General features: G+C 43.1%; 26 protein-coding genes. 13 read left to right on the top strand and 13 right to left on the bottom strand.

What is annotated here, in order from left to right; all coding sequences use genetic code 11:
- Positions 1–84 precede the first annotated feature (84 nt).
- Complete coding sequence (gene acnA, locus ACS8FC_RS08345) at positions 85–2,892, bottom strand: aconitate hydratase AcnA (RefSeq protein WP_439296454.1); 2,808 nt, start codon at positions 2,890–2,892, stop codon at positions 85–87.
- 304 nt (positions 2,893–3,196) lie between these two features.
- Positions 3,197–4,234: a DUF3025 domain-containing protein gene (locus tag ACS8FC_RS08340; protein WP_439296453.1), complete on the bottom strand. Its 1,038-nt coding sequence runs from the start codon at positions 4,232–4,234 to the stop codon at positions 3,197–3,199.
- Positions 4,235–4,348: 114 nt separating this feature from the next.
- Here ACS8FC_RS08340 and ACS8FC_RS08335 point away from each other — a divergent pair, with 114 nt between their 5' ends.
- Positions 4,349–5,065 (top strand): metal-dependent hydrolase, encoded by a 717-nt coding sequence (locus ACS8FC_RS08335; protein WP_439296452.1) that lies wholly within the window; start codon positions 4,349–4,351, stop codon positions 5,063–5,065.
- 59 nt (positions 5,066–5,124) lie between these two features.
- Positions 5,125–5,685, top strand: a complete 561-nt coding sequence (locus ACS8FC_RS08330; RefSeq protein ID WP_439296451.1) for a YchJ family protein — start codon at positions 5,125–5,127, stop codon at positions 5,683–5,685.
- A 15-nt stretch (positions 5,686–5,700) separates the two neighbouring features.
- Here ACS8FC_RS08330 and ACS8FC_RS08325 read toward each other — a convergent pair whose 3' ends face one another.
- From ACS8FC_RS08325 to ACS8FC_RS08315, 3 genes are read right to left on the bottom strand one after another with little or no spacing between them, the layout of a single operon-like run.
- Positions 5,701–6,609, bottom strand: a complete 909-nt coding sequence (locus tag ACS8FC_RS08325) for a class II glutamine amidotransferase (RefSeq protein WP_439262996.1) — start codon at positions 6,607–6,609, stop codon at positions 5,701–5,703.
- A complete protein-coding gene (locus ACS8FC_RS08320) occupies positions 6,610–6,954 on the bottom strand; it encodes a putative signal transducing protein (protein WP_439296450.1) in 345 nt (114 codons plus the stop codon). It abuts the gene before it with no gap.
- 41 nt (positions 6,955–6,995) lie between these two features.
- Positions 6,996–8,168, bottom strand: a complete 1,173-nt coding sequence (locus ACS8FC_RS08315) for a homoserine kinase (protein WP_439262992.1) — start codon at positions 8,166–8,168, stop codon at positions 6,996–6,998.
- 186 nt (positions 8,169–8,354) lie between these two features.
- On the opposite strand from ACS8FC_RS08315, the gene hisF reads away from it, so the two are divergent.
- From hisF to glmS, 7 genes are all read left to right on the top strand, one after another.
- Entirely contained in the window at positions 8,355–9,137 is a 783-nt protein-coding gene (gene hisF / locus ACS8FC_RS08310; RefSeq protein WP_439296449.1) for an imidazole glycerol phosphate synthase subunit HisF, read from the top strand.
- Between the two features lie 114 nt (positions 9,138–9,251).
- Entirely contained in the window at positions 9,252–9,773 is a 522-nt protein-coding gene (gene ribH, locus ACS8FC_RS08305) for a 6,7-dimethyl-8-ribityllumazine synthase (protein WP_299221247.1), read from the top strand.
- Positions 9,774–9,979: 206 nt separating this feature from the next.
- Complete coding sequence (nusB, locus tag ACS8FC_RS08300; RefSeq protein ID WP_439262988.1) at positions 9,980–10,843, top strand: transcription antitermination factor NusB; 864 nt, start codon at positions 9,980–9,982, stop codon at positions 10,841–10,843.
- Positions 10,844–10,845: 2 nt separating this feature from the next.
- On the top strand, positions 10,846–11,871 hold the full coding sequence (thiL, locus tag ACS8FC_RS08295; protein WP_439296448.1) for a thiamine-phosphate kinase: 1,026 nt from the start codon (positions 10,846–10,848) through the stop codon (positions 11,869–11,871).
- A gap of 3 nt (positions 11,872–11,874) precedes the next feature.
- A complete protein-coding gene (locus ACS8FC_RS08290; RefSeq protein ID WP_439262984.1) occupies positions 11,875–12,456 on the top strand; it encodes a phosphatidylglycerophosphatase A family protein in 582 nt (193 codons plus the stop codon).
- Positions 12,457–12,611: 155 nt separating this feature from the next.
- Positions 12,612–13,994, top strand: coding sequence for a bifunctional UDP-N-acetylglucosamine diphosphorylase/glucosamine-1-phosphate N-acetyltransferase GlmU (gene glmU / locus ACS8FC_RS08285; RefSeq protein ID WP_439262982.1), 1,383 nt, complete (start codon positions 12,612–12,614; stop codon positions 13,992–13,994).
- Between the two features lie 220 nt (positions 13,995–14,214).
- Positions 14,215–16,059 (top strand): glutamine--fructose-6-phosphate transaminase (isomerizing), encoded by a 1,845-nt coding sequence (gene glmS / locus ACS8FC_RS08280; RefSeq protein WP_439262980.1) that lies wholly within the window; start codon positions 14,215–14,217, stop codon positions 16,057–16,059.
- 208 nt (positions 16,060–16,267) lie between these two features.
- Here the strand turns inward: glmS and ACS8FC_RS08275 are convergent, their stop codons facing one another.
- The 5 genes from ACS8FC_RS08275 to ACS8FC_RS08255 form a co-directional block, all read right to left on the bottom strand.
- Entirely contained in the window at positions 16,268–16,993 is a 726-nt protein-coding gene (locus ACS8FC_RS08275; RefSeq protein ID WP_439296447.1) for an HAD family hydrolase, read from the bottom strand.
- The gene (locus ACS8FC_RS08270) at positions 16,993–18,135 is read right to left on the bottom strand and encodes a TIGR03364 family FAD-dependent oxidoreductase (RefSeq protein ID WP_439296446.1); all 1,143 of its coding nucleotides are present in this window, start codon (positions 18,133–18,135) and stop codon (positions 16,993–16,995) included. Before ACS8FC_RS08270 ends, ACS8FC_RS08275 begins: the two co-directional genes overlap by 1 nt.
- Before the next feature lie 37 nt (positions 18,136–18,172).
- Complete coding sequence (locus ACS8FC_RS08265; protein ID WP_439296445.1) at positions 18,173–19,165, bottom strand: ABC transporter substrate-binding protein; 993 nt, start codon at positions 19,163–19,165, stop codon at positions 18,173–18,175.
- 82 nt (positions 19,166–19,247) lie between these two features.
- A complete protein-coding gene (locus tag ACS8FC_RS08260; RefSeq protein ID WP_439296444.1) occupies positions 19,248–20,930 on the bottom strand; it encodes an ABC transporter permease subunit in 1,683 nt (560 codons plus the stop codon).
- A gap of 96 nt (positions 20,931–21,026) precedes the next feature.
- Positions 21,027–21,914 carry an ABC transporter ATP-binding protein gene (locus ACS8FC_RS08255; protein WP_439296443.1) on the bottom strand — a complete coding sequence of 296 codons (888 nt, stop codon included), beginning with the start codon at positions 21,912–21,914 and terminating at the stop codon, positions 21,027–21,029.
- Between the two features lie 315 nt (positions 21,915–22,229).
- Between ACS8FC_RS08255 and truC the strand changes: the two genes are divergently transcribed.
- Positions 22,230–23,012: a tRNA pseudouridine(65) synthase TruC gene (gene truC, locus ACS8FC_RS08250; protein WP_439296522.1), complete on the top strand. Its 783-nt coding sequence runs from the start codon at positions 22,230–22,232 to the stop codon at positions 23,010–23,012.
- Between the two features lie 201 nt (positions 23,013–23,213).
- On the opposite strand, the gene ACS8FC_RS08245 is transcribed toward truC, so the two are convergent.
- Positions 23,214–24,131, bottom strand: coding sequence for a DMT family transporter (locus tag ACS8FC_RS08245; RefSeq protein WP_439262972.1), 918 nt, complete (start codon positions 24,129–24,131; stop codon positions 23,214–23,216).
- Positions 24,132–24,279: 148 nt separating this feature from the next.
- Between ACS8FC_RS08245 and ACS8FC_RS08240 the strand changes: the two genes are divergently transcribed.
- Together ACS8FC_RS08240 and ACS8FC_RS08235 are read left to right on the top strand one after the other, a co-directional pair.
- Positions 24,280–24,735, top strand: a complete 456-nt coding sequence (locus ACS8FC_RS08240) for an Lrp/AsnC family transcriptional regulator (RefSeq protein ID WP_439262970.1) — start codon at positions 24,280–24,282, stop codon at positions 24,733–24,735.
- Between the two features lie 85 nt (positions 24,736–24,820).
- Positions 24,821–25,486, top strand: coding sequence for a hypothetical protein (locus tag ACS8FC_RS08235; RefSeq protein WP_439296442.1), 666 nt, complete (start codon positions 24,821–24,823; stop codon positions 25,484–25,486).
- Positions 25,487–25,489: 3 nt separating this feature from the next.
- On the opposite strand, the gene ACS8FC_RS08230 is transcribed toward ACS8FC_RS08235, so the two are convergent.
- Both ACS8FC_RS08230 and ACS8FC_RS08225 read right to left on the bottom strand, forming a co-directional pair.
- Positions 25,490–25,714, bottom strand: coding sequence for a hypothetical protein (locus ACS8FC_RS08230; protein ID WP_439262966.1), 225 nt, complete (start codon positions 25,712–25,714; stop codon positions 25,490–25,492).
- Between the two features lie 66 nt (positions 25,715–25,780).
- Entirely contained in the window at positions 25,781–25,936 is a 156-nt protein-coding gene (locus ACS8FC_RS08225; RefSeq protein ID WP_439262964.1) for a hypothetical protein, read from the bottom strand.
- A gap of 574 nt (positions 25,937–26,510) precedes the next feature.
- Between ACS8FC_RS08225 and ACS8FC_RS08220 the strand changes: the two genes are divergently transcribed.
- A complete protein-coding gene (locus ACS8FC_RS08220; protein WP_439262962.1) occupies positions 26,511–26,825 on the top strand; it encodes a hypothetical protein in 315 nt (104 codons plus the stop codon).
- The last annotated feature ends 141 nt before the right edge of the window (positions 26,826–26,966 follow it).

Here is a 26,966-nt window from a genome sequence, read left to right as displayed (position 1 = left end):
ATAAAATCTACCTACTCATAAAAAAAGCCCAGTCCCCTACATTAAGGAGACTGGGCTTTATATTATTCTAACTCTAATCAATCACTACGCAGCTTCTTTACTCTCAGCAGCTAGCTGACGCAGCACATAGTGCAATACGCCGCCATGACGCACGTATTCGCGCTCTTTCGGCGTCTGTAAACCAACGTTAACTTCAAAGACTTCCTCTGAGCCATCGGCACGAGTAGCAGTGACTTTGGCAGTTTTGCTCTCGCCATTGTCAAGCCCTGTGATACTAATGACTTCTGAACCATCGAGGTTATAAGTGCTTGCATTCTCACCATCTTTAAAGGTCAATGGCAACACGCCCATGCCCACTAAGTTTGAACGGTGAATACGCTCGAACGAAGTCGTCAGTACTGCTTTTACACCAAGCAAAATCGTACCTTTCGCTGCCCAGTCACGGCTAGATCCAGAACCGTACTCTGCACCGCCAAGTACTACTAGCGGACGCTTATCTTCTTTATACTTCATTGCCGCGTCATAGATGGCCATTTCTTGACCGTCTTGTAGCGTGGCTTTGTCGTCTTTGAAGTAATACGTATAACCACCCTCTTTGCCATCCATCATGCTGTTTTTGATACGGATGTTGGCGAATGTACCGCGAGTCATGACCGCGTCGTTACCACGGCGTGAGCCATAGCTATTAAAGTCGGCTTCCATGACACCACGCTCTTGCAAGTATTTACCAGCAGGTGATTCGGCATCGATATTACCAGCCGGTGAGATATGGTCAGTGGTGATTGAATCACCAAATAGACCTAGGATACGTGCGCCTTCGATATCTAGGATACCTTCTGGCTCCATGGTCATACCATCAAAGAACGGTGGGTTCTTAATGTAAGTAGACTCTTCGCTCCATGGATACAGTTGGCTATCCGCCGAGCTAATAGCGTTCCATGCTGCACTACCGTCAAATACTTCACCGTAGTTTTTGCGGAACATTTCAGCATCGATATTATTGGCAATCAGCTCGTTGATCTCTTCCGAAGTTGGCCAGATGTCTTTTAAGAAGACATCATTACCTTCTAAATCTTGGCCTAGTGGATGAGTCGTCAAGTCAATATCGACCGTACCTGCTAACGCATAAGCGACAACTAATGGTGGTGAAGCCAAGTAGCTGGCTTTTACATGTGAGTGAATACGACCTTCAAAGTTACGGTTACCTGATAGGACGGCTGCGGCAACCAAATCACTTTCTTCGATAGCCTCTTCAATCGCATCTAACAGCGGTCCTGAGTTACCGATACAAGTAGTACAACCATAACCGACCAGATAGAAACCTACTTTTTCAAGTTCATCCATTAGCTGAGACTTTTCGAGATAATCAGTCACAACTTTTGAGCCTGGTGCAAGAGAGGTTTTGACCCATGGCTTAGCTGTCAACCCTCTAGCCGCTGCTTTTTTGGCAACTAGGCCTGCACCAATCATAACGGCAGGGTTTGAAGTATTGGTACAAGAGGTAATAGCCGCGATCACGACAGAACCATCACGCAGTCTATATTCTTCGTCTTCGATTGTAATCTTACAAGAGGTACTGCCTTCAGCGCAGAAAGGCTTAGGTTTGGCTGCTAATTTTTTAGCTTGCTCTTGCTTACCGCCTTCTTCATCAAAACGCACCTTGGCTTCGACTTCAGCTTTACGACCTTTAGTCATCTCTAGTAAAGTCTCGCCAAACTTTTCATGCATATCAGATAGATTGATACGCTGCTGCGGTAGGTTAGGACCCGCAAGAGCTGGTTGGACAGTACTGAGATCTAGATACAAATTGCTTGAATAGGTTGCCGCTTTAGTATCGGCATCATGCCACATGCCTTGCGCTTTGGCGTACTTTTCAACCAATTCAATTTGTGCTTCGTCACGACCTGATAGACGTAAATAATCAATCGCCATTTGGTCAACTGGGAAAATACCGCATGTGGCGCCATATTCTGGAGACATGTTGGCTATCGTCGCTCGATCAGCAAGCGGCATTTGATGTAAGCCTTCACCGTAAAACTCGACGAACTTACCAACTACGCCATGTTTACGCAACATCTCAACCACACGTAATACTAAGTCAGTTGCCGTAACGCCTTCAGACAGCTCACCTGTCATCTCAAACCCAACGACTTGTGGAATCAGCATTGAAGAGGGCTGACCTAGCATCGCCGCTTCCGCTTCAATACCACCGACACCCCAACCAAGCACACCAATACCATTAATCATTGTGGTATGACTATCGGTACCAAACACGGTATCAGGGTAAGCAGTCAACTCACCATCAACTTCCGCTGCCATGACGACGCGCGCAAGATATTCTAAGTTAACTTGGTGCACGATACCGGTCGCTGGAGGTACGACGACAAAGTTTTTAAAAGCACTTTTACCCCAATGCAAGAATTCATAACGCTCATTATTGCGCTTAAATTCGATTTTTTCGTTCAAATCAAGCGAGTCTTCACGGCCATACACATCGACTTGCACCGAGTGGTCAACGACGAGCTCACTGGGAATAAATGGATTAATTTGCTCAGCTTTACCGCCAAGCTCGACTACCGCATCACGCATCGCTGCTAGATCGACGACCGATGGTACACCGGTGAAGTCTTGCAGTACTACACGTGCTGGCATAAAGGCGATCTCTTTTGAGGCCTCTGCTGCTGCATCCCAGTTGGCGACTGCCTCAATATGGTTTTTACCGACAGACTGGCCGCCATCTTCGTTACGCAGCAGGTTCTCTAGTACTACTTTCATACAGTATGGTAGCGTATTAATATTATCGTAAGTCTCAGCAAGTTTGGGCAAGCTGTAGTAGGCATGCTCTTTGCCATCGACTGAAATAGTGTCTTTTACGTTAAAGATATCGCTCATGGTAGCTTCCTTATCGTTGTTATAAATCCTGAACATAAATTATCATGAACTTATGCTTGTGACTGGTGGCTAAATAGCTTATTGATTGTTTTGATGAAAAATAGTGCAATGTAAAGTAATAAAACAATTAGGTATAAGTTTCAATTAAACCTAAACATAACTTCGTATTTAGAATTTAATATTCACCTGTTTTTACCATAACAAATATTCAAGACTTTGTTAACGCTTAGACGTAGTCAAATCGTGGCACAATCGTAACCGTCGCCAGGCTCTAACAGTATGATTGTAATTAACTTTATATATCTTAGCTTTTACCCTGTTTACGGCGACCGCTCCTAAACACATAAGCGTCCTTATAAAAGTCAGCATCTGCATTCTTCGCCCAAAAATGCGGTACGCCTAAAATAGGCAATGGCGATAAATGACGCGGTGTGACCTCATTGCATGATAGCAACTCGTTCATATAATCAGCGACTCTATCATCTAAATACTGCAGACGCTCAGATAATGATAAGGCAAAGAAATCTTGGCTGACGTTGATAATCACACTATGCGCGCATAAAGGCTTGCGCGGTGCTATCAATTGCTCAAGCAGGGCATGACCAAAGATATAAACCGCCGCTTGCGCCTTTGGACTAGGACTTATAGGGTCATCCCATTGCCTACGCGGCTGTACCAAACTGCCCTGCCAATCAAAGTCAATCAATGCCTCGCCAATACTAGGGTCAGCTGTGACTAGCACCGCACCATTTTCATCAAAGACAGTGATGGTATCGCGGACGCGGCCTCGACTGGCACTGACCCCTTGCTGTTCAATCTCAAGCATATGATAGTGGTTTAGCAGGGCTTTGGTCTTGGGAAAGGTCAGCCAAATACTACCGTTAAATAAGTCATGTAAGTTATCACGCGTCGGAATATTGCCAGTCATGGCGATGAAACTCTCGTAAGCCTCGCCTTCTGGTAGCGCATCCTGTGAGACAAAACTCAAAGTATGCGCTCGCTGATTTTTAATGGGTTTAGTGGTCGGTAATGGCCTTTGCGCAGTTTCGCTTTGCTTCTTTGAGGCAGTGTTAAGTATACCTGCGACAATATCTATAGACTTGTCATTGATTATCGAAACCTCTGCCTGCTGAGGTGAATGACTTAGCTCATTTATACTTTTACTAATGTCGTTCAATTGACTTAAATGACTAAGCCACGGGGCTTGCCAGTCAATCTGAGCAAAGCTGTCATCAAGCTTACTGGTAAATATAACGGACTCATGGGCAGACGAACCATTTACCAAAGGTTGGTCAAAAAGAGCATCAGCACGATGCAGATGTGGCAAATTACTAGCGGTCATATTGACGATCTCTATTAGGCGGCTGGCGGCTCTATGGTATCATGGTGCGCTTTTTTACGGCTAGACAAGCAGCTCGAAACGATGTTTTCGCGCGCTATTTATTAATGAGTTTTTATGGCAAATTTTAACACCCACTTAAATGTTGCATTTATGGTCAGTGGCACGCTGAGTTTGGCAGTCTATAAAGCTGGATTGGTTGGCGACTCAGGTTTTTTGATGTGTGTGACGCTCGGCACCATCGGCGGGCTATTGCCTGATTTGGACTCTGATCACTCAACCCCGATCAAGCTTGGGTTTAATATCATCTCTTTTGTCTTTGCCTTTGGTTTGGTGATGCATTGGCGCAGTGAGCTAAGTTTACTTGCCCTGATGGCGTTATGGCTGGCAGGCTATGGTTTTATGCGTTATGTGGTATTTCATATTTTTACCAATATGACGGTGCACCGCGGTGTCATCCATTCTGTCCCTTATATGGCGATAATGGGACTTGGGATGACTTGTCTGAGCTATTATGGATTACAGATGCCGCTGACCGCCAGCTGGTTTTATGGGCTGTTTTTATTCGGCGGTGCAATGGTGCATTTGACACTGGATGAGCTGTATAGCGTCAATTTATCAAATATGAAAATGAAACGCTCATCGGGCACGGCCATGAAGTTTTATCAACACAAAGACAAATGGTGGTATCTGCTACTGTACGCTATTCTTTTGCTCTTGATATATATAGCGCCGCCTTTTGAGATTTTTTGGTCGCGGTTAAGTGACCCATCAGCATGGGCACAGCTAAGAGTTGGTATATTGCCAGAATTAGTAAAAAGTATGCTGCAATAAAGTTATCATAAGACCATTAAGCCTAAACGAATAAGCCTAAACGAAAATTAGAGTAAAACATGCAGACCTCCCTACATCCTTGCCCTTGCCAAACCAATCCAACAGCAGAGACGACAGACGCTCTATTATCCTATCAAGACTGCTGCCAGCCTTATCATGATGCCTTTTATAATGACAACGTTGATAAAGTAGATAGTATAAGAGCGGAGTCAGCGCAGCGTCTGATGCGCACGCGTTATAGCGCTTTTGTGCTCATCAAGCCAGAATATATTGCCAAAACCACCCTGCTCGCGCAGCAAAGCTTGCTTGATATCAAGGCGATTGAGACATGGGCCACCGAGACCGATTGGGCAGGACTAGAAATCGTAGAACACACGCCAAAGCTTGGCAAACGTCATGCGCAGGTCGAGTTTAAAGCATTTTATATTAAGCCAGACGGAGAACAAGCAGCACACCATGAGCTATCTGCTTTTGTAAAGGTAGTAAATGAAACTGCTAAAGAAAAAGACGAACGTTGGTATTTTTTAGATCCAACGGTTGTCATGACGGTGACGCAAAAGCAGCCGTGTATTTGCGGCTCAGGCGAGAAGTTTAAACGCTGTTGTGCACTATATGTTTAACGAATACTGACTGCCTTACACACTCGCCCCAACCGCGCGTGCCACCGCAATGCCTTCGTCAATGGTCAAAAATTTACGCTGACTTGGGCTGTCTTTATAAATAATTTCACCCTCTTGAAATATCAGACATTCGTTGACGGCCAATTGTTGCCATTTTTCATTTTCAGTGAGTGGTACGGTAACTAGTATCGTTACTTTATCCGTATCTGTAGTCACATCACTAAAGTTAATCGCCAAATCGTCATCCGCCAATTTTGCTTCACCAAATGGCGCTTGGCGGGTCAAATAAAATAACAAGCTACCTGCATAAGCCAGTTGCCAGCGTCCGTTGGATATTAGGCAATTAAACAAACCATTGGCGGATAAATAACGGCATTGGGTGGTCAAAAAGTTAAACAGCGTCTTGTCGTCAGGACGGGTCTTAAAAGTGCTTTTTAAGCGATTGACCAGATAGCAAAATGCCATTTCAGAGTCCGTTGAGCCAACAGGCTGGCAGTGTGTGGCGTTACCATTGTCTTGCAGACGCTGGCAGCGCTTGATAAATTCGCTATTCATCTGTCCATTGTGGGCAAATACCCACTGCTCACCCCAGACTTCACGGACGAATGGATGCGTATTCGCTAAGCAATTCTGCCCTTGAGTGGCTTTACGAATATGAGCAATGACGTTCATGGCTTTAATCGGATAATTATTGACCAAATCAGCCACCGGTGACAGATGGCTTGGGCGATTGTCATGAAACAAGCGTAGTCCCGTTGAGTCATTTGCCCCCTCACCATTATTGGTGCAGTCACTACGCTCAAAAAAAGCAATACCAAAACCATCTTCATGGCTATCGGTCATACCGCCGCGGCGACGAAACCCTGCAAAGCTAAAACCGATATCGGTTGGGGTATTACAGTTCATTCCTAGGAGTTGGCACATTTATGATTTACCGCCTTTGTTACTTTGATTGTCTAAACTGTGTTTGTATTCTTGCATGACATTGTCCTGTGTCACTGTTGTAATACCAAGCTCTGCATCGCTCATATTATCCAGTAGCACTTCACCTGCCGTCTCGCTATCGATATTATCTAATATACTCTGTGCGTGCGCCAAATCTTCATCTTGCACCCAAAGCACGATACCAGAATTCATACCCGGAATGGCGCTAAGGGCTTGTAAAGACACAGTAATACCGTTATTACGTAGCAGGTTGGCATGCAGCTCACCTTGGATGTTGGTGTCATAGCGTGCTAGTTTGTGCCAGTTGTCAACTTGATCGGTCATAGGGTTACCTTTGGGGTTAAGACAGAAATCGTTAAAACACTCTATACCAATTGATCGAGCGCATACTCTTTGATGATAACATTACTATTATCGTTTAAAGTAGCACACGCTTGCTCAGCTTGGGTAATATCACTAAATATGCCCTCGACGTGATTATTGCTTTCACCATTTAATAATACAAATACTGTCTCTTGTGCTTTTTCGACATGCGACCAGTGATAAGCGGCCAGACGCTTCATCAAATCAGGGTTTTTGACCATGATATTGTCGCCAGTCCGTCCCTCAGTGCGGTTATAGTAAATGACGTTGAGACGCAGTAGCCAAAAAATCACGGCCGCTTTGGCAAGCATCACTGGCAATGCACGTTTTTCATCTTCGCCAAGCGCACGTTTAGACTCATACCCTTGCAAAAAGGCGTTCATTTTTTGACGATCAAAATTGACCGTTTCGCTTTGCTCAGCGTCACCCCACGTGGTACAAAAATCATTAATGGTAATAGCAATATCCATCACATAATGCTCAACGCTGACCTCAGTAAAATCAAGTAAGCCCGTTAATGTCTCATTATCTTTTTGCAAATTCCACAAAGTATTATCCGCAAACATATCGAGATGACACAAGCCTTTTGGTAAGCTGGTAAGTGGTAAGTTCGAGTAAGCCTGCCAAATATCGCGCATTAATTTGGCTTCATCACCTGGCATAAACTGCATCTCACGGTCGCGTACCTCTCCCCATGGATAAAGTGGCACGCCGTAATCCTGCGCAGGCTGTAGCGCTTGCAGGGTCTCATGCAACATCGCTAACGCTGCACCAATCTCGTGACACATCGCCGGCGTAGTCTGCTTGGGGTGCGCCCCTGCCAAGCATGGTACGATCGTAATAGCTTTATCTTCATAGCGGATGACATAGCGTTTATCATCTTGACTATCGCTAGGCTTTTCGTGACCTTCAAGCAAAGCTAGTGGCGCGGCTACCGGTAACTTGCCCGTTAGCTGATTGAGAATAACGGCCATTTTTTCGATATCTTCTGGTGGTCGCTCCTCAAATAAAGTGAAAACATAGGAGTGCTGACCGTCGTGGTCATCAGTGGTCTGAATAAACCAGTTAGAGTTTTTGATGCCTTGGGTAATAGGTATAGCGCGTTTAAATGACACGCCAAAACTTGAGCAAAAGGCGGCAAATTGATCATCGGTTAACTGGGTATAGACGGACATGACATCTCACTTTTGGCAATAGAATAAAGAAATAAGGTAAATTTAGACGCTAACGACAGCAATTGTACCGCGTATGACAAAACTATGATGAAAAGCGTAATAATCTTGCGAAAACCTGCCTGATATGGCGGTGATTTTGCTAGACTAGCGCTTAAAGAATGAATTGATTATAAGGTGAAAGACCCTATGTTAGCAAAGCGTATCATCCCTTGCTTGGACGTGGACAATGGACGCGTGGTCAAAGGCGTACAGTTTGTCGATATCAAAGACGCAGGTGACCCTGTCGAAGTGGCGCAGCGTTACAATGAACAAGGTGCCGATGAGATTACTTTTTTAGATATTACTGCCACCAGTGATGAACGCGATACCACCTATCATACCGTTGAGCGCATGGCTGAGACGGTGTTTGTGCCCTTAACCGTTGGCGGTGGCGTGCGCAAAATCGCCGATATTCGTAATTTGCTCAACGCGGGCGCGGATAAAGTCGCCATTAACTCAGCAGCCGTATTTACTCCGGAGTTCGTCGGTGAAGCTGCGCAAAAATTTGGCAACCAATGTATCGTCGTCGCTATCGATGCCAAGCGCGTCACGGATATCGAAGTGAATGGCATCATCACACCGCGTTGGGAGATTTTTACTCATGGCGGCCGTAAGCCAACGGGTATTGATGCGGTCGCTTGGGCGAGCAAAATGGCCGATCTTGGCGCAGGCGAATTACTCGTCACCTCGATGGACGGTGACGGTACCAAAAAAGGCTATGATTTGGCGCTGATGCGTGAAATTACCAGCCGCGTTAATGTGCCTGTCATTGCCTCTGGCGGCGTTGGTAATTTAGAACATTTAGCGGAAGGGGTATTACAAGGCGGCGTCGATGCGGTGCTGGCTGCCAGCATTTTTCACTTTGGCGAGTACACTGTACAAGAAGCCAAAGCCTATATGGCAGCACAGGGTATACAGATGCGACTATAATACGTTTGTAAAATACAAATGCCTCTGTAAAAAATGTTATCATAGCGCTAACCACTTATTTTCGTTCATTATTCATATATTTTCATTTACCACCAATTCAGCGAAGGATTTTTTATGTCAAACTTACAGCAGCAGCGCAATGACGTTACCCACATCGATGGTAACTTACACCAAAATGAAAACGCCCGTATCGGTATCGTTGTCGGTCGTTTTAATGGTTTTGTCGTTGAGTCATTAGTCGATGGTGCTATCGATGCCCTACTACGTCATGGTGTATTAGGTAGCAATATTACTGTCATTCGTGTGCCGGGCGCGTTTGAGTTGCCATTGGTTGCCCAGCGTGCTGCTGAGTCTGATCGCTTTGATGCTATTGTTGCGCTAGGCGCAATTATCCGTGGTAGCACGCCGCATTTTGACTTTGTCGCTAGCGAATCAGCCAAAGGTCTTAGCAGCGTTGCGATTGATTATAATATCCCTGTGGCCAATGGCGTGATCACAACCGATAGTATCGAGCAAGCGATTGAGCGCTCTGGCACTAAAGCGGGTAATAAAGGCTCTGAAGCAGCAATGGTGGTGCTTGAGATGTTGGCGGTATTATCACAGCTAGATATCGACGACGACAGCGACGACGCTTAATTCATTTTCAAAATGATTGATTGCTAATTGTATCAATTAGCCTATACATATGATTTTCGGTTATTTTTATTGGAGCGATGGTCATAACTATGGCTCTGATAAAACTGTAGTAAACATTTAAAACTGACTGGTGATATCTGCCTGTCGACCACTATTTAACATCTTATTTTTACCCTTACTATTTTAAAACTAGGTATAAACCCCTTATGACTGACCAACTCAAACGTGCTATTAATGCGGCAAAAACCGAGCAATCCCATACTGAACAAGCTAAAGCAACCGGTATAGCGAGCAGTAGTGCGGGTGATCAAAATTTTGATATGAGTGAGTCTTCTTATAAGACCAGTCATACTGCTGTCCGTAAAGCACGACGTTTTGCTATGCAAGGCCTGTACGAATGGCTGGTGACTGACCGCCGTTTCGATATAGATGGCAAGCTTGGCTGGAAGGACAATGCGCCGCACGATATCGCTGCCCGTACGCGCGCTACTAATGCCATGCATACCGTCCATATTGGCTACTATCATGAAATGATGCGTGATATTCCAGAGCAAATCGAGGCATTGGACGTACTTATCAGTCAGCATCTTGATCGTGACATCAACAAATTAGACACCGTTGAGCACGCTATTTTATTGATTGGAGCTTACGAGCTACAAAACCGCTTAGAGATTCCTTATAAAGTCGTGCTCGATGAAGCCATGAAGCTCAATAATCACTTTGGTGCGACTGACGCCCATAAATTAATTAACGCTGTTCTTGATAAAATGGCAGTTGAGCTACGCGAAGTGGAAGTACAAGCAGATACCAAAGCCAATCTACGCACCTCACAAAAAACGGCTGCTAAACCTGTAGTAAAAACTGATGCGAATATAGATAACACTGCCGATACACGTAGCATTGAAGAAAAACCAACTGCTTCAAATAAGCCACGTATCAGTGCTAATAATACCAACGTCAAACGCAATAGCGCTAGTAAAGCCAGTGCAAACATTAGTGACTTTAAGGCGAGTAAAAAAGATAATGCCAAAAAAGATGATATTACCTCTGATGAAAAAAGCCAAGACTGACCATGAATGAATTTGAGCTAATCGAGCGCATATTTACACAAATGCAAGCAGCACATTCTTTAGCTGATGATGTCGAAAAAGGCATCGGCGATGATGCGTCGGTGATGGCATTACCTGTAGGCGCGCGCTTGGTTAGCTGTATTGACACCTTGGTTCAAGGTCGACACTTTAGTGCCGATTGGGAGAAAATTAACGAGTTGGCGTTTGCCATCGGTTACAAGGCTGTCGCCGTTAACGTCTCAGATATCGCTGCTATGGGGGCAACGCCGCATAGTATTTTGCTGGCGCTAGCACTGCCTGAGCGTTTGGCAACTGAGACTTGGCTCATAAACTTTGCTAAAGGCTTATTTCATGCCTGCCAGCTGTTTGACGTGACCCTTATTGGCGGTGATACCACGCGCAGTGAGAACTTAGTACTCAGCGTTAGCGCACAAGGGTTATTAGCCGCAAGCACGCCAGCAGTCTACCGCTCGGGCGCCCAAGTCGGTGACAAAGTCTATGTCTCAGGCACCCTTGGTGATGCCGCCTACGCTTTACAGCACTCCAACAGCCGCCAAGGTTTAGAGCTGGCTCATCGTTTGCATACGCCTACGCCGCGTATTGCCTTAGGTTCAGCGTTGGCACAGATTGGCGCAACGGCGATGATAGATATCTCAGATGGTCTATATCAAGACCTTGGACATATCTGCAAGCAGAGCGCTGTTGGTATGCGCATTGATTTGGAGCAGCTGCCGACTAGCCAACCCCTAGCAAGCGTTGATTTAGCTGAACGCTTATTATGTCAGCTGACAGGTGGCGATGATTATGAATTGGCGTTTACCTTACCTGCTCATATTGAGCCGCCTACTATTAACAGCAGTAACACGCCAGTCACCTGTATTGGTGAAGTGATAGCCGTAAACGAGGCAGATATTGTAGATAGTTTACGGCCAAAGCTTTTGTATCAGGGCCAACCAGTAACGCCTACGAACCCTACCCCCTTTGCCACTTGGCCTACTCTTACTGGTTACCAACATTTTGCAGGTTAATCCATGACGGATCATGACTTATCTAAGCCCGATATTCGTAAAGCAAACGATTGCCCACCGCTACCTGCTAATGCCAGCCTACTTGACCGTATTGTTTATTGGCTTGGTATTGGTTTAGGAAGCGGTCTACCTCGCCGTGCTCCGGGTACTTGGGGAACGGTTGGTGGTTTGATCATTGCGATACCGCTTATGAGCTTAGGTTTTGTACCGTTTCTGATTATCACAATACTATCTTGCATTATTGGTATCTGGATATGCGGTCGTACCTCTGATTTGATGCAAGGACATGATGATCCGCATATCGTTTGGGATGAGTGGGCTGGTATGTGGATTACTTTATTGCCGTTTTCTTATACAGGTATTACTGTTACGAATTTTTGGCACGATATTTCACAAAGTTTGTCTATTATTGCTCTTGTAATCGCATTTGTACTTTTCCGCTTCTTTGATATCATTAAACCACCACCCATTGGTTGGGCAGATAAAAAAGTCTCAGGCGGTCTTGGTATTATGCTCGACGACATTATTGCCGGTATTATGGCCGCAGCTGTTTGGATTGTTGTTATGATAGGCATGCTAGTATAAATAACTGCTATTTTAGCGAATTATGTTACAAACTACCTCATTACTATAAACCCAACGATAACAAAGTATCATAATATTCACTTAAATGAATATGTTTTTCTCGACATTTGCGTTATAATCTTATCATATTCTGTTACACCTATTATAGAGTACTTATGACAAATTCCCTTTCTGTAATTATCCTTGCTGCCGGAAAAGGCACGCGTATGCAGTCTGCTAAGCCAAAAGTTTTGCAGACATTAGCAGGCAAACCTCTATTAGGACACGTCTTAGACACTTGTGATGAGTTGACTGTTACTAAAACTATTGTGGTTTATGGTTTTGGCGGCGATCAAGTACAGACAGCGATGGATAGTCAATATGCGCATTTACCAATTACATGGGTCGCGCAGACTGAACAGTTGGGTACAGGTCATGCCGTTAAAGTTGCCTTAGAGCAATTGCCAAAAGATGGCCAAAGTCTTATTTTATATGGTGATGTACCCTTAGTAAGCTGTCAGACTTTAGCGACACTACAAACAGCCAACACTGATGGCATGTCGATGCTGACGTTAACAGTGGATAATCCATTTGGATTGGGTCGTATCAAGCGTGATGCATCAGGAAATGTTGAAGCCATCGTTGAGCAAAAAGACGCTAGCGCCGATGAACAGCGTATTAAAGAGATCAACAGTGGCATTTATTGCGTTGATAACGCTCTGCTTCATAAATACTTGCCTGAATTATCAAATGACAATGCGCAACAAGAATATTATTTGACCGATATCGTAAAAATGGCGGTTGCTGATGGTGTAACGATTGCAGCGATCGAGCCTGAACATACGTTTGAGATTGAAGGGGTTAACAACCGTCAACAATTGGCCAGCTTGGAGCGTACTTGGCAAAATAAGCTAGTCGCTGACTTGCAAGAAGCTGGTGTACAGTTTGCTGACCCGACTCGTGTTGATATACGTGGTACGCTAAGCGTGGGGCAAGACGTATTCGTCGATGTCGGTGTGGTCTTTGAAGGTGACTGTACTTTAGGCGACAATGTTTATATCGAAGCTGGTTGTGTTATCAAAAATACTCAGATTGGCAATGCTTGTCATATCAAACCGTACTGCGTGCTTGATCGCGCTGAGGTCGGTGCTGGTGTTGATGTTGGTCCTTTTGCAAACTTGCGCCCTGAAACCGTATTATCTGACAACAGTAAAGTTGGCAACTTTGTTGAGATTAAAAAGTCGACTATCGGTCATGGTAGTAAAGTCAATCACCTCAGTTACGTTGGCGATGCGACCGTAGGTACTGATGTCAATATCGGTGCTGGAGTCATTACCTGTAACTATGATGGTGTGAATAAGTCGCAAACTATTATTAACAATAATGCTTTTGTTGGCTCCAATGTGAGTCTGGTTGCTCCAGTAACGGTTGGCGATACTGCGGTAGTTGCGGCAGGATCTGTAATTACAGAAGATGTTGATAGTAATGCCTTGGCTTTGGGTCGCGCTCGTCAGGTACAAAAAGCAGATTTTCAACGTCCAACTAAAAAGTCGAAATAGTTAGCTGATAGTAGTAAGTTTATAGTTAAGCGTTTAGTAGCGAAATTATAACCAACTTGAGCAGCGCGGCAATTTTGCGGTGCTGCTTAATAATATGACTTATATATTAAATAACTTTTGAATACTCAAAGCTTATTTACTTACTACTGATTTGTATACATTGTTTTTGATTCACTTTTATTTGTCTAACATCATTAAAAATTTAACTTAAGGAATAGCTATGTGCGGAATTGTAGGCGCAGTTGCTGAGCGTAATATCGCTAATATTTTACTTGAAGGCCTAAAGCGTTTGGAATATCGAGGCTATGATTCTGCGGGCTTGACGGTCATTCGTAATGGTGAATTACATCGTGAACGTCAAGTAGGCAAAGTACTGGCATTGGTTAATGCAGTCGCGAATGATCCAGCCAATTTTGATGGTCATATTGGTATTGCGCACACACGCTGGGCAACTCATGGCGAGCCTGCACAACGTAATGCGCATCCCCACGTCTCAGGTAAAATCGCGGTCGTTCATAACGGTATCGTTGAAAACTACGCTGAGCTAAAAGAAGACTTGATGGCCAAAGGTTATGAGTTTACATCACAGACAGATACCGAAGTAGTCGCGCATCTGATCAATGATGTTTATCAAAAAACATCTGATCTACTAGAAGCTGTCCGCACAGTTACGCCGTTATTACATGGTGCATTTGCCCTTGGCATCGTCCATGTAGACAGTCCAGAAGAGCTCATTGCTGTACGTTTGGGCTCACCTTTGGTCATCGGTGTGGGTATCGGTGAGAACTTTATTGCGTCAGATCAATTGGCGCTATTGCCAGTTACCAACCGATTTATGTACCTAGAAGAAGGCGATATTGCTAATATTACGCGTGAACATATTCGTGTTTATGCGGACGGCGTAGAAGTCAGTCGCAAAGTACATGAGATAGATGCCAAGCAGCACAACGCCGATAAGGGCGAGTTTAAGCATTATATGCTCAAAGAAATCTATGAGCAGCCAGATGCGGTCGCTCGTACGGTTGAGATGGCAGTAGATAATGGTGAAACGACCAAACTACGCGATGACTTTTTAGACCGTCACGAAACCAAGCTCGCTGGTGTTAAACACATTCAAGTACTCGCTTGTGGTACCAGCTATCATGCGGGTATGGTCGCAAAGTATTGGTTTGAAAATTTAACACGTCTGCCCTGCTCGGTCGAAATCGCAAGCGAGTTCCGCTATCGTAATCCTGTTGTTGTCGATAATTCGCTCGTCGTTTGTATCTCACAATCTGGTGAAACAGCTGATACTTTATCGGCGCTACGTGAGATTCAAAAGCACAAACCAGAAGGTCTAGTGAGTTTGGCACTGTGTAACGTACCAACGTCATCATTAGTACGCGAGACGGATATCTTCTTGCCAACACTTGCAGGGCCTGAAATTGGTGTCGCGTCTACCAAAGCCTTTACCACCCAGCTTGTCGCGCTAGTGCTATTATTGTTAAAGATTGGAGTCGTACAAGAGCGTATCGATAATGAGCGTTTGACGTCATTACTAGAAAACTTGCATAAGCTACCGGGTCAGCTTCATGCCAGCTTAAAGCTTGATACTCCTATTAAAGCGATGAGTGAAAGCTTTGAAGAGAAGAAGAGCTGCCTGTTCTTAGGTCGCGGTTTGCAGTTCCCAATTGCCTTAGAAGGCGCGCTTAAGCTGAAAGAAATCTCCTATATCCACGCTGAAGGCTATGCGGCAGGTGAGCTAAAACACGGTCCATTGGCATTGGTAGATAAAGACATGCCAATTGTGGTACTTGCACCAAAAGACAATATGTTCGATAAGCTTAAAGCCAACATGCAAGAGGTACATGCGCGCCACGGTGAGCTGTTTGTATTCGCCAGTGAAGCTAGCCAAATGGTAGCGGAAGATAGATTGCATGTGGTCTATGTACCTGATGTCTGCGAGATACTCGCACCGATCGTTTATAGTGTTCCTGTGCAGCTGTTGTCGTACCATGTCGCTGTTATGCGCGGTACAGACGTCGATCAGCCACGTAACTTGGCCAAGAGTGTCACAGTCGAATAGTATAAGTTATTGATTTTTAATTAAAACTTATTAATAAATAAGGTTTTATTTTAAATACTACAGTAACATACCGAATCCTCCGCTATCTTATGCAAAACAAATGGCGGAGGTTTTTTTGGAATAATGAAAATAAAACAAGCTCCATCGCAATGGAGCTGTCGATATATTATCAACCATTTATCACACCTGCTGATAACCACTTAAGCGTCTACATCAATTCAGCCAAATCAGTCAACGTCTCTAGTATGATATCTGGCGCATACGTCTCAAGCTGTGCTTTGGTTTGCGCGCCGCTTAGCACGCCTACACAGAGACCACAATTGGCGTTTTTGCCTTCTTCAATATCTATACCACTATCGCCTGCCTTTAACACGTGTTTTGAGTCTTTTACCCCAAACTTGTCCATCGCTAACGTAATCATATCTGGTGCAGGACGACCATTAGTGACATCGTCGGCTGTAATCAGCGCATCAATCTCGCGGCCCACCGACCAACCCAAGATAGTCAATATGTTATTGGCGGTCGTTGCATCGTAGCCGGTGTTTAAGACTACCTTTCTACCCGTTGCTTTTAGCTGATCAAACAGCTCCAGCATCCCCTCAAAGGGCGCCAAAGTCTCTGCTGTATAAGCCTTTGTCAATCGGGTTTTGAATATCGTAAATGCGGTATCGGTAAGTGATTCAACCTCATCATCTGTGATATTCAATTCATTTAGTATGTCGTTGATCGCTTGGCGTTTTTCCTTGCCAGCGCCAAACGCTAAGCAAGGATCTAAACCCACCTTTTTATCGTCAGAACTAAGCGCTTGATTGATCGCATCGCGTACGGTTTTGTAGACTAAATTTTCTTCATTTACGGTGGTACCTGCCATATCAAACACACATAGCTTGATCTGCTCGAATGGATCTTTAATACTATTAATATCTTCCTTCATTATTTTGACTCCAATACCAAATGAATTAACTCTTCACCAAATGCAAAGCCTGTTGACGCGCCAGTGCCGCTTGTAATAGTGCCGACAACCACACCTTTTTCTGGAGACGCTTTAAACACTACATCATCACCGCTGGGATAGACACCTAACCAGTGCTGAGTAATGTCACTCTCACCAATATTCATCATTTGATCAAACTCATTTGTAATCAAATCATCAATGCGCACATCTCTAAAAGGCAGCTCTCTGTCGCTATAGTCATGACTGTCGCCGATGATAAGAGAGCCATCAGCAGACTGCACCACGATCAGATGTACGCCTGCTTTGCGCTCGGCTGACTGGATATCGTCTAATAAATTGATTAGCCCTCTTGCTTCGGGTAATTGGGCAAATCCATCATAACGAGCAAAGCTGAGATCCGACATCACCGCAGCATTTAACTTAAACGCTTTTTTTGGCATCACACGCATCATATTCAGGGTGCATAGTTTGGCCTTAGCCTTCGCCAAAGTCACTGGATATAAGCTGTGTAAATCTGTTCCAGGACAGACCACACAATGCTCTGCATGTAGCGTACCGCGACTGGTATGAACCATCGGCAGCTCAATCGAATGAACGGTCGTTTTATTATAAAAGTCCACACCGTACACTTGATTGAGCCAATTTGCCAATTTGCCAATGGCAGTTTTTGATTCAACTCTGAGCTCATGAGGGCTATACAACACACCCAGACCTTTTTTGAGATAAGGTACGTTTTCTACGATTTCAGATTGAGTCAGTAAGCGACAAGACTCCCCCATTTCTGTTTGTAAAAATGCTTCAGCGACCTCCATCGCCTCTGGACGTTGCATGAGCATATGCAGGCCACGATGCGCCACCTCAATACCTGCTTTTGGCGCAATATCTGCCCAGACATCACGCGTATGCATGGCTCGTTGCCAATGCTCGCCCCGTTGCTGACCACTGACGGTAACAAAACCGAAATTACGCACTGACGCATCTTTATTTTGTGACTCACGCTCTACCAATGCGACACTTAGTCCCTTCTTGACGGCAGCATAAGCACTGGCAAGGCCGACGATGCCACCACCGACGATCACCACATCGTATTTTTTTGGGGATAATTTGGTTAATAACTGCATAGCGATGTTCCTTGGTTTTAACCTCAAAAATTAGAACTTATATCTTTTGACCGTGAAAAAAAGCTCTATGCTTATCTAATAACTCAGCGGTCAGCGGTTCAGCATAGGTTTTTACATTTTTGACTTGGTTCTCAGGTGCCACTGTTTCACCGTCATAGACGACATTTGGATATATCTCTAATAGTTGTGGTCGCGCATTTTTGGTGATAATTTCGGCTATTTCCATTGCATTTTGATTGGTTTTGTTTCCTTTATCGATAACAGCGACTGATTCACTCAGCGTATAGTTGCCTTCGCTAGGATCAATATAATCAATAGGCAGACCTTCATCTTTATTCACGACAGCTTGATGACGCATACCAAAGCCAATAGGCACTTCACCTGCTATGACTTTTTTCAATGGGCCTGATCCTGATAGCTCTAAATTGGGACCAGCATTTTTACGAATACTGTTCATGATTTTTTGTCCTTCGTCATTTTCGCCATAGGCAGATGTGATGTTTTGAACAAATAACCAACCAGTCGATGAGCCATTGGGATCAACCATCGCAATTTTATTTTTGTAGACTGGATTTGCCAAATCTCTGGCACTGGTTGGTCTAGGCAGATTTTGTACAGCCATCTCTTTCGTGTTTAAAATCATTGCCCCAGTAAAACTGAGAATGGGGGCATAGTAATTAGGTACTGTCACTTGAGGATTGACCTTAAACGCTAGCTCTTTAAACATCGAATGCTTTGCCTGCGCGCTCTCTAAATAAAACGAGCTCATGGTGACCAAGTCTGCCTCTGTGTTTTTACCTTCCGCCAATAAACGCCCGCCAAGCTCACCGGTGCCAAAGGATTGGAAGATATATTGACCTTCATAGCCCGCTTGATCTAATACTTCTTGGATGACTTCTACCGCTTCTTCGTCGGCGTTACTATAGATGATGACTTCCTCTATACTATTGTCCTTAGAAGCGGCTGAGCTACAGCCTACCAATGTGAATCCGAAAGCAAGACTCACCATTAACGTTTTGAATGAAAACATTATGTATCCTATATATTTTATTGAAGGTTTAATTATTAGAGATTAGTTATTAAAATTGGCTTACATAAAACTTATCGATAGATTAAACAGCCTTTGCGGTAACAGCTTTTTCGGTGATTATTTTCGGTGTGCCGTAGAGTCGCCTGCTATATAGATGACGAATGCTGGCAAACAGGATCAAGGCGCAGATATTGGTCAGCAATATCATCAGCGATAAGATAAAAATCTCATCAAATCGCGCAAAATGCTGCAATTCGACGATTTTGGTGGTAAGCACCATGGTTTTGGCACCAGAGATAAAGATAACCGCACTAATCGTCACCATGGCGCTGATAAAGTAGAAGGACGCCACTTCAATTAAGGTAAAGAATGAATTGGGAATCACCACACGCCGCAGCGTCGCAAACCATGAATCACCCAGTAAGCTCGCCGTCGTCTCCCAGCCTAGATTCATCTTAGTCAGTGCATTTTTACTCATCAGATAAGGGGTGGCAAAGTAGTGAATGATGTTGCTTATCACGATAATAAAAATAGTATTGGCGACAGCAGAGCCTGAAAACACCATCAGATAAGCAATACCCACGACCATCCCTGGTACGGTGTTGGTCACCAATGCTGAGCTCTGAATACTGAATTTACCAACTTTGAATAAACCTGAGCGCTCGCACAACAGTGCTGAAAAGTAAGTGATTAAGGTACCGAAGATAGCCGTCAATACCGCGACGATGAGCGAGTTTTTATAGACGCGCATGAGATTGGCAGATTCTAAAACCTTGCTGACGGTTTCTGTGCTGAACTGCATTTGATAAGGCCATGTCTTGATCCATGGAATGATAAATATCACCGCAAAGACCATCAGTAAGCAAAATAAGATAGCGCTCGATAATAGCGCTAAGGCTCGGTCTTTGATTTTCGAAGTAGGCAGGTCGATATTTGCTACCGTGTCGTAACGCACATTAAAACGCGCGACATACCAGAGTATGGCAATACTCAATATCGATGGAATAAGCATAAACAATGCGACCACTGCCCCTTTTTCAAACGAAGGCGACGCGCCTAGTATTTGGGTATAAAGCTCGGTAGCGATGACTTTATATTGCCCGCCAATGGACGCCGGAATGCCAAAGTCGGTAAAGGCTAAAAAGAAACACTGAATCATGGCCGCGGCAAAGGTGCCTATCAATGGGCGAATCACCGTCATGTCAAACTGGCGCAGAGACGAATCGCCCATTAATTCTGAGACGATAACGAATTTTTTGTCTAAATACTGAAAGGTATTATTGAGTAATAAAAAGGCGATGGGTAAGGTATAAATGGTATAGCCAAGCCACATTCCTTGAAAGCCATATATATGTTCAAACAGCTGAAAGCCGAGTATTTGCGTCAATAAACCTTGCTTGCCAAAGGTATAAATAATAGCAAAGCCATAGGTCACCGTGGGCAACAACATGGGCAATAAGGCGGCGACTTTAATGACCTTTTTAAAGCCGTTCGGTAAGTTGGTCCAGTGCACGGTATAAGCTAAGATGAAAGCGAGCATGGTGGCGCTCAGAGCACTTACCGTCGCCACAAAAAAACTATTAAACATCACCTGTTTAAAGCTATCACTACTTGCGATACTTTTATAGTTATCTAAGCCAATACCATCGCCGACATTTAATGATAACGCCAGCATTTTACCTAAGGGTACAAACAGAAAAGCGATGAATAAAATCGTCACAAATAGCCAAATGGCTTTTGCTTGGGGTGGATTACTAAGCTTCATAAACGTCCAAAACAATCAAATGGTCAGGTTTTTACTGAAAGACATCAATAGTCAGTACTTCAGTTGCCGATTCAGTCACTGTCAGCTTCTACAAAATCAGCCTTTCACCGTATCTTTTGACTTTTGTTTATCATGGACAGTGATAGCTTTAGAATCAGTAATACGGGGACTAATCTCAGCCTCATACTGTCCATAGTTTTGGGTTTGAGTGTATTTACTTAGCGGATCAGCTTCAGATATACCATTGGCAAATAAGCTTAAGATATTGCGACGTTTGATACTGAGCTGATTTAGAATGAAGTTGGTGACGAAATCATTGGCAGGATTGTGTATGATTTCAGCGGGTTCAGCGAATTGCGCGACTTTGCCATCTGATAGCAGTAAGATACGATCTGATAACGTCATCGCTTCTTCTGGGTCATGAGTGACGATCAAGGTAGTCAGCTGATAGCGTTTTGCAATCTCACGAATACGCGCTTTGACTGTTTCTTTAATCACCCCATCTAGTGCCGACAAAGGCTCATCTAATAGTAGTATCTTGGGTTTCATGACTAGCGTACGTGCCAGCGCGACACGCTGCTTTTGACCGCCTGATAGCTGATGAATGCGCTTGTTTAGATGTGCTTTTATATCAAGTAAATCAACAAGCTCATCGACTTCTTGTTGCGTGCTTAGATTGGCGTTATTGCGTAGACCGTATTCGATGTTTTGCTTAACATTGAGATTGGGAAATAAGGCATAGTCCTGAAAAACAATATTAAATCCTCGCTCCTGCATCGGCACTCGGGTGATATCTTCACCATTGTAGGCAATTCGGCCACCACTAATATCAGTTAAACCCAAAATCATATGCAGTAAAGTAGTCTTGCCGCAGCCAGATGGCCCTAAGATTGAAACTATCTCACCCTTATTAATTTTGAGTGAAAGATCCTCGAATATCACCTTGTCATCATATCTCTTTGTAACCTGCCTTAGCTCTAACATATCGACTCACCTAATCACTTATAAAATTTAAGTACTTGTCTTGCATAAGTCTGCAGTGTATCTATCAGATATGACAATACAATGACGTCAGCCTAGATTGGTTTTTATAATTTACAATAAGGACAAAGGGGGCTTATGTATTTATGAATAAATAATTTCAGAATACTTCAATATAATCGTTCCTTTATGTACAGCGTATAAATACAGTACCAATTTATTATGCCATTATGGGTGCGATAAAAAGATATGTATAAGAGACAGTAAATATATAATGATGGCATCTACATTATGAGCATTGAAGACAAAAATATGAACATGGATATCGAAAACGGCAACGCTGACCAACACGCCGACCAAATAGAAATCATTTATGAAGATGAGTTTTTAGTAGCCATTAATAAAGAGGCGGGACTACTCGTCCATCGCAGTTGGCTGGACAAAGACGAGACGCGCTTTGCTCTGCAGCTCACCCGCGATGCGGTAGGGTGTCATGTATTTCCAGTACATAGGTTAGATAGACCGACATCAGGGGTGTTGCTATTTGCTAAAAGCTCAAGCGTCGCGCGCAGCCTTACTGAGGCTTTTACTGAGCGCAAGGTAACCAAACACTATTTAGCGGTAGTACGCGGTTACATGCCAGAGCAAGGCTCTATTGACCATGCCCTCAGCTTTAAGCCTGATGCCATCGCTGATAAATTTGCCAACTTGGACAAACCAGCTCAAGAGGCGGTAACCCATTGGCGACGTTTGGCCCAAGTTGAGCTGCCCTTTTCCGTATCAAGAAAGCATGATACCAGTCGCTATAGTCTTATACGCTTAATACCTGAGACAGGGCGCAAGCATCAGCTGCGCAGGCATATGAAACATCTATTTCATCCTATAGTGGGTGATACTAGCCACGGCGATGGACGGCATAATCGATTTTTCCGTAGTCAGTATGACTGCACGCGCATGCTGCTACATGCTCAAAGTTTAGCGTTTAGCCATCCAATCATTGGTGAGTCTTTAATGCTAACGGCAGGATTAGACGATCAATGGATGCGTATTTTAGAAGCGTTTGATTGGGTTGAGAGTGTTGAGGGTTTGGTTCCCTATTGAGGATTTGAATATCAGGCTATAGGCTAATAGTCTCAATATTTTAACTTGCTGACATAGCTGTCAAATTCATAGATATTAACTGGGAAGATTTTAGTTATATAGCTTAACGATAATAATCAAACCAAAAATCGTGCGTTTATTGAGACGTGCGTTTATCAAAATTAGCTCTATGGTTTTTTAGCATAGCTCACTGGTTTTCATTTACTTCACTCGATTAGATGCAATAACGCCAATTGAGCTTAATACTATGCCGAATACCACTACCATTGTTAAAGGTTCATGAAGTATCAATGCTGCGAGTAAGGCGGTCAGTCCAGGAGACAAAGAGCCAAGCAGCAAGGTGCGAATGGAGCCCAGTTTGTTGACCGCATAAGAAAACCCAATGGTTGAGACCACCCCAACACCAACGCCTTGTACCAAAATAAAAGGTAGGGCGTCGTCAAAAGAAACGACCCCTAAATTTGTCTTTAAAATGCCAGCTAGAACCATCACTAATACTATAAAAAATGACGTGTAAGAAAGTACGATAGCCACAGCTATCGGACTCAACTTCGTATTTTTTAGACCCAAGGTATAACCTGCCCAAACCAAGCTTGCAAGCAATAAGAAGGCCACGCCATGTAGCAAGCTTTTAGGCGGAGACCCTGCATTCCCTATAATCATAGCGGTTACACCAAACAGAATCAGAATGAATGCCAAAAACTTTTTTAGCGATATCTTTTGACGATAAAAAATAAAAGATAAGAGGGCGGCAAAGAATACTGGCGTCCCTGTCAAAATAGTACCAACGTAAGCAGCAGGAGCAGTTCTTGCGCCAAAGGTAGCTAGTAACAGAAAGGGAACGCCGCCACATAATATAAATAAGACATCAATCCATTTAATACTTTTAATTTCCCTCAAACTGGAGTATGCCCAAGGCGTCAATAAAAGTAATGGCACGCTAAATCGAATGAGCATGACATCAGCAATACTTAGCGATGACCCACCAATAGCTCGGACAGTCAATGCAAAGCCTGACCAGATAAGTAGCACGGCAATCATAGCCACATAGCCTTTCGCTAGCGGAGACATTGCAAATAAGGTGTTTTTGCGCGGAGATGATTGAAAGATTGTGTTCATGTCGATATCTTAAGCTTGTATACAAAGCCTAATTATCAATCAAACATCGCGCTTTTATCTCTATTCTTTTATTGCAAATCTATAGTTATTTAGTGGATAATGCCAATTAATATAGAATTATTGGCTTAAAACACCAGAAAGGCAATACATGGATAAAATCGACCGTCATATTTTGGAAGTGCTTCAGAAAGAAGGACGCTTATCGACAGCTGAATTAGCCGAGCGCATTGGTCTGTCACCCTCACCTTGTGCTAGGCGCCTGAAACGTTTAGAAGATGAATCCTATATAGAGGGTTACCAAGCAAACGTCAGTAGAGTGAAAACTGGCATTAAGATGAGCTTTTTTGTAGAAGTCAGTCTCAATAATCATCAAGAAGCGTCAATTATCGCTTTTGAAAATGCGTTATCTGAGATGGACGAAGTCATTAATGGCCATGTTGTCTCGGGCCCTTATGATTACTTATTGGAAGTAGTCAGCGCAGACCTCAATGGTTATGAAGAGTTTACTCGTAAGTTGCATAAGCTGACTAGCGTTAAAGACATACATACCCACTTATCAGTAAGAAAAGTGGTTAATAAAACAACGTTGCCCATTTTTACATGATATCTTTTAATGCCTATTAGGGTCTATGCTCAATTTAAAAAACAGTCATTTAAATGACTTAAATAATTAATAAACTTAAGATGCCATGAAAATTTTACGACTCAGCTCAATCGTTGCATTAGTAACATTAACCACGCTCACTGGGTGTCAACATATCGATAAAACGTTAGAGCAGACACTAGAAACTAAGTCTTCTAATGTCATTCAGAAACTGTTTAATGTCGAAACTGATAGACAGTTTTATATCACTTTTCCTGACCACAAGAATCAAGTGGCGTTAACTGAGTTTGTCAGTGCCAATGACAGTCAAGATAGCAAACCCTATGTGAGAGGTGTATTAGCAGATAGTAAAAATTATTCAGCGTCACTAGACTATACTAATATCACTGCGTTGAGTATTTCAAATGATAAAAACGTTTTTAAGTTTGTTGCGCCTTATACTTTAACCAATCCTGATTCGGATAAAAAATCCAGTCTAGATAGCCCTGATCTACCTAGTAGCGCACTCTATCTAGGTGCTTTTGAGCTAGATTACCGTACTAATAATATCAACCAGTATGGGCAACAGCTTTTGGGTGAGTACAGTACACTGACTACGATAGATTATAATGGACAAGACACGTTCAATGTCGTTATACGTCAATATCCAACAGAGACTGACCAAAATAAAAAAATCAACTCAAGTGTTCATAAGCTAACGCTTGATGTAGATGAGGGGTTAATCTTAGTTAATGATGCTATCGTAAAATAAGCGTTAATGGCTTTGATTGTGGGCTAGTTTTGTTTTTACCTGTTTGATCAGTAATGAGACATATAAAATTACTGCTAAGACTAAGCAGATAAAAGTTAGAGGTAAAAACAGACTTTCTTGAAGTACACCTTCAGAATTAACGCCGCCATAAAACATAGTTTCCATCAGTCCAAAAAACGCAGCAAGCGCTAACAGGATTGAGCCACCGATAAACAGTTTAGATTTCATAAAAGCTCCTTTAGACAATAAACTAAAATTATAAGCATGCTTTCTTTAAAGATTATTGCAGTATCGCTATCGTTCAATGACACAAATAGGATAGTTTCCTGGATTTTGACCACCGCCTAAATCCAAGCAAATATCATGATAATAAAATTCGTGAGCTTTGATACCTAGCCAGAAAGCAATAATGACAGTAACAGCAATTATTATCATCATCTTAATATTCATATAGAGATCCTAAGTAAACAAGCAACTACAACAATATTGATTTGGGTCTATCTTATATGAGTTGGAAATAAATAGAGTGGTAGTTTGTACTTTTCACAAACTATTCATAATTGTATTTTTTGCAGGACAATTCAGATTACGAGCAAATATTGCGATAGTTTATACCAGTTTAGACAACGTCATTCTTAGTGCGGCAGACAGTCTGAAAATTAAGCTCTCTAAAGTATCAACATTGCTTGATCAATCTGCTGTTGTATCTTAAGCAGAAATTTTTCGGTCATTAATTTCGATACTAATTTTTTAAAGGAACAAAGCTAGTATGAAATAAGCACTACTTTTAAGCACGCTGTTACTCAGTTTAACGGCATGTCAGAATACTAATACACATATCTTAGATAAGAACGATACCTCACCCGCAAAACCATCCATAACCGTTGAAGCGGATCATACGACTTCCAACATAAGCGGTAACTATAATAAAAGCTTTCACTATGCAGATTTTTCTGCGCGTGTAGTGAGTACGCCTAATATTAAAGGTGGTTATAACTTAAAAATTCAGACAATGGGAGAAGATATGATTGAAAAATCCATTGATGATCCTGTCGTTAGTGCCATGGTAGGAGATCTTAATAAAGATGGGTTCTATGAGATATTAGTCTTTACTCAAAGCGTGGGTAGTGGCTCATATGGTGATGTCATTGCTTATTCGAACAATGAAGGGATGTCATGGAATGAAGTCTCTCATCCAGAACTGACTGATAAACTCAAACAAGGTTATATGGGACATGATGAGTTTGCCTTGGTTGAGAATGTATTGGTTAGACAGTTCCCACTATATTTAGAAGGTGATACTAATGCCAACCCCAAAGGTAAAATCCGCCAAATTTAGTATGATATGAAAGATGGGGAAGCTTCTCGTCAATTTGTAGTTAACGAATTCTAAGTACCCTACTATGAAGTCTCTCATCCAGAACTGACTGATAAACTCAAACAAGGTTATATGGGACATGATGAGTTTGCCTTGGTTGAG

This window comes from Psychrobacter sp. 1Y4, assembly GCF_051847555.1.
Note: the sequence above shows the minus strand (reverse complement) of the source record. Positions and strands in the feature narration are given on the sequence as shown.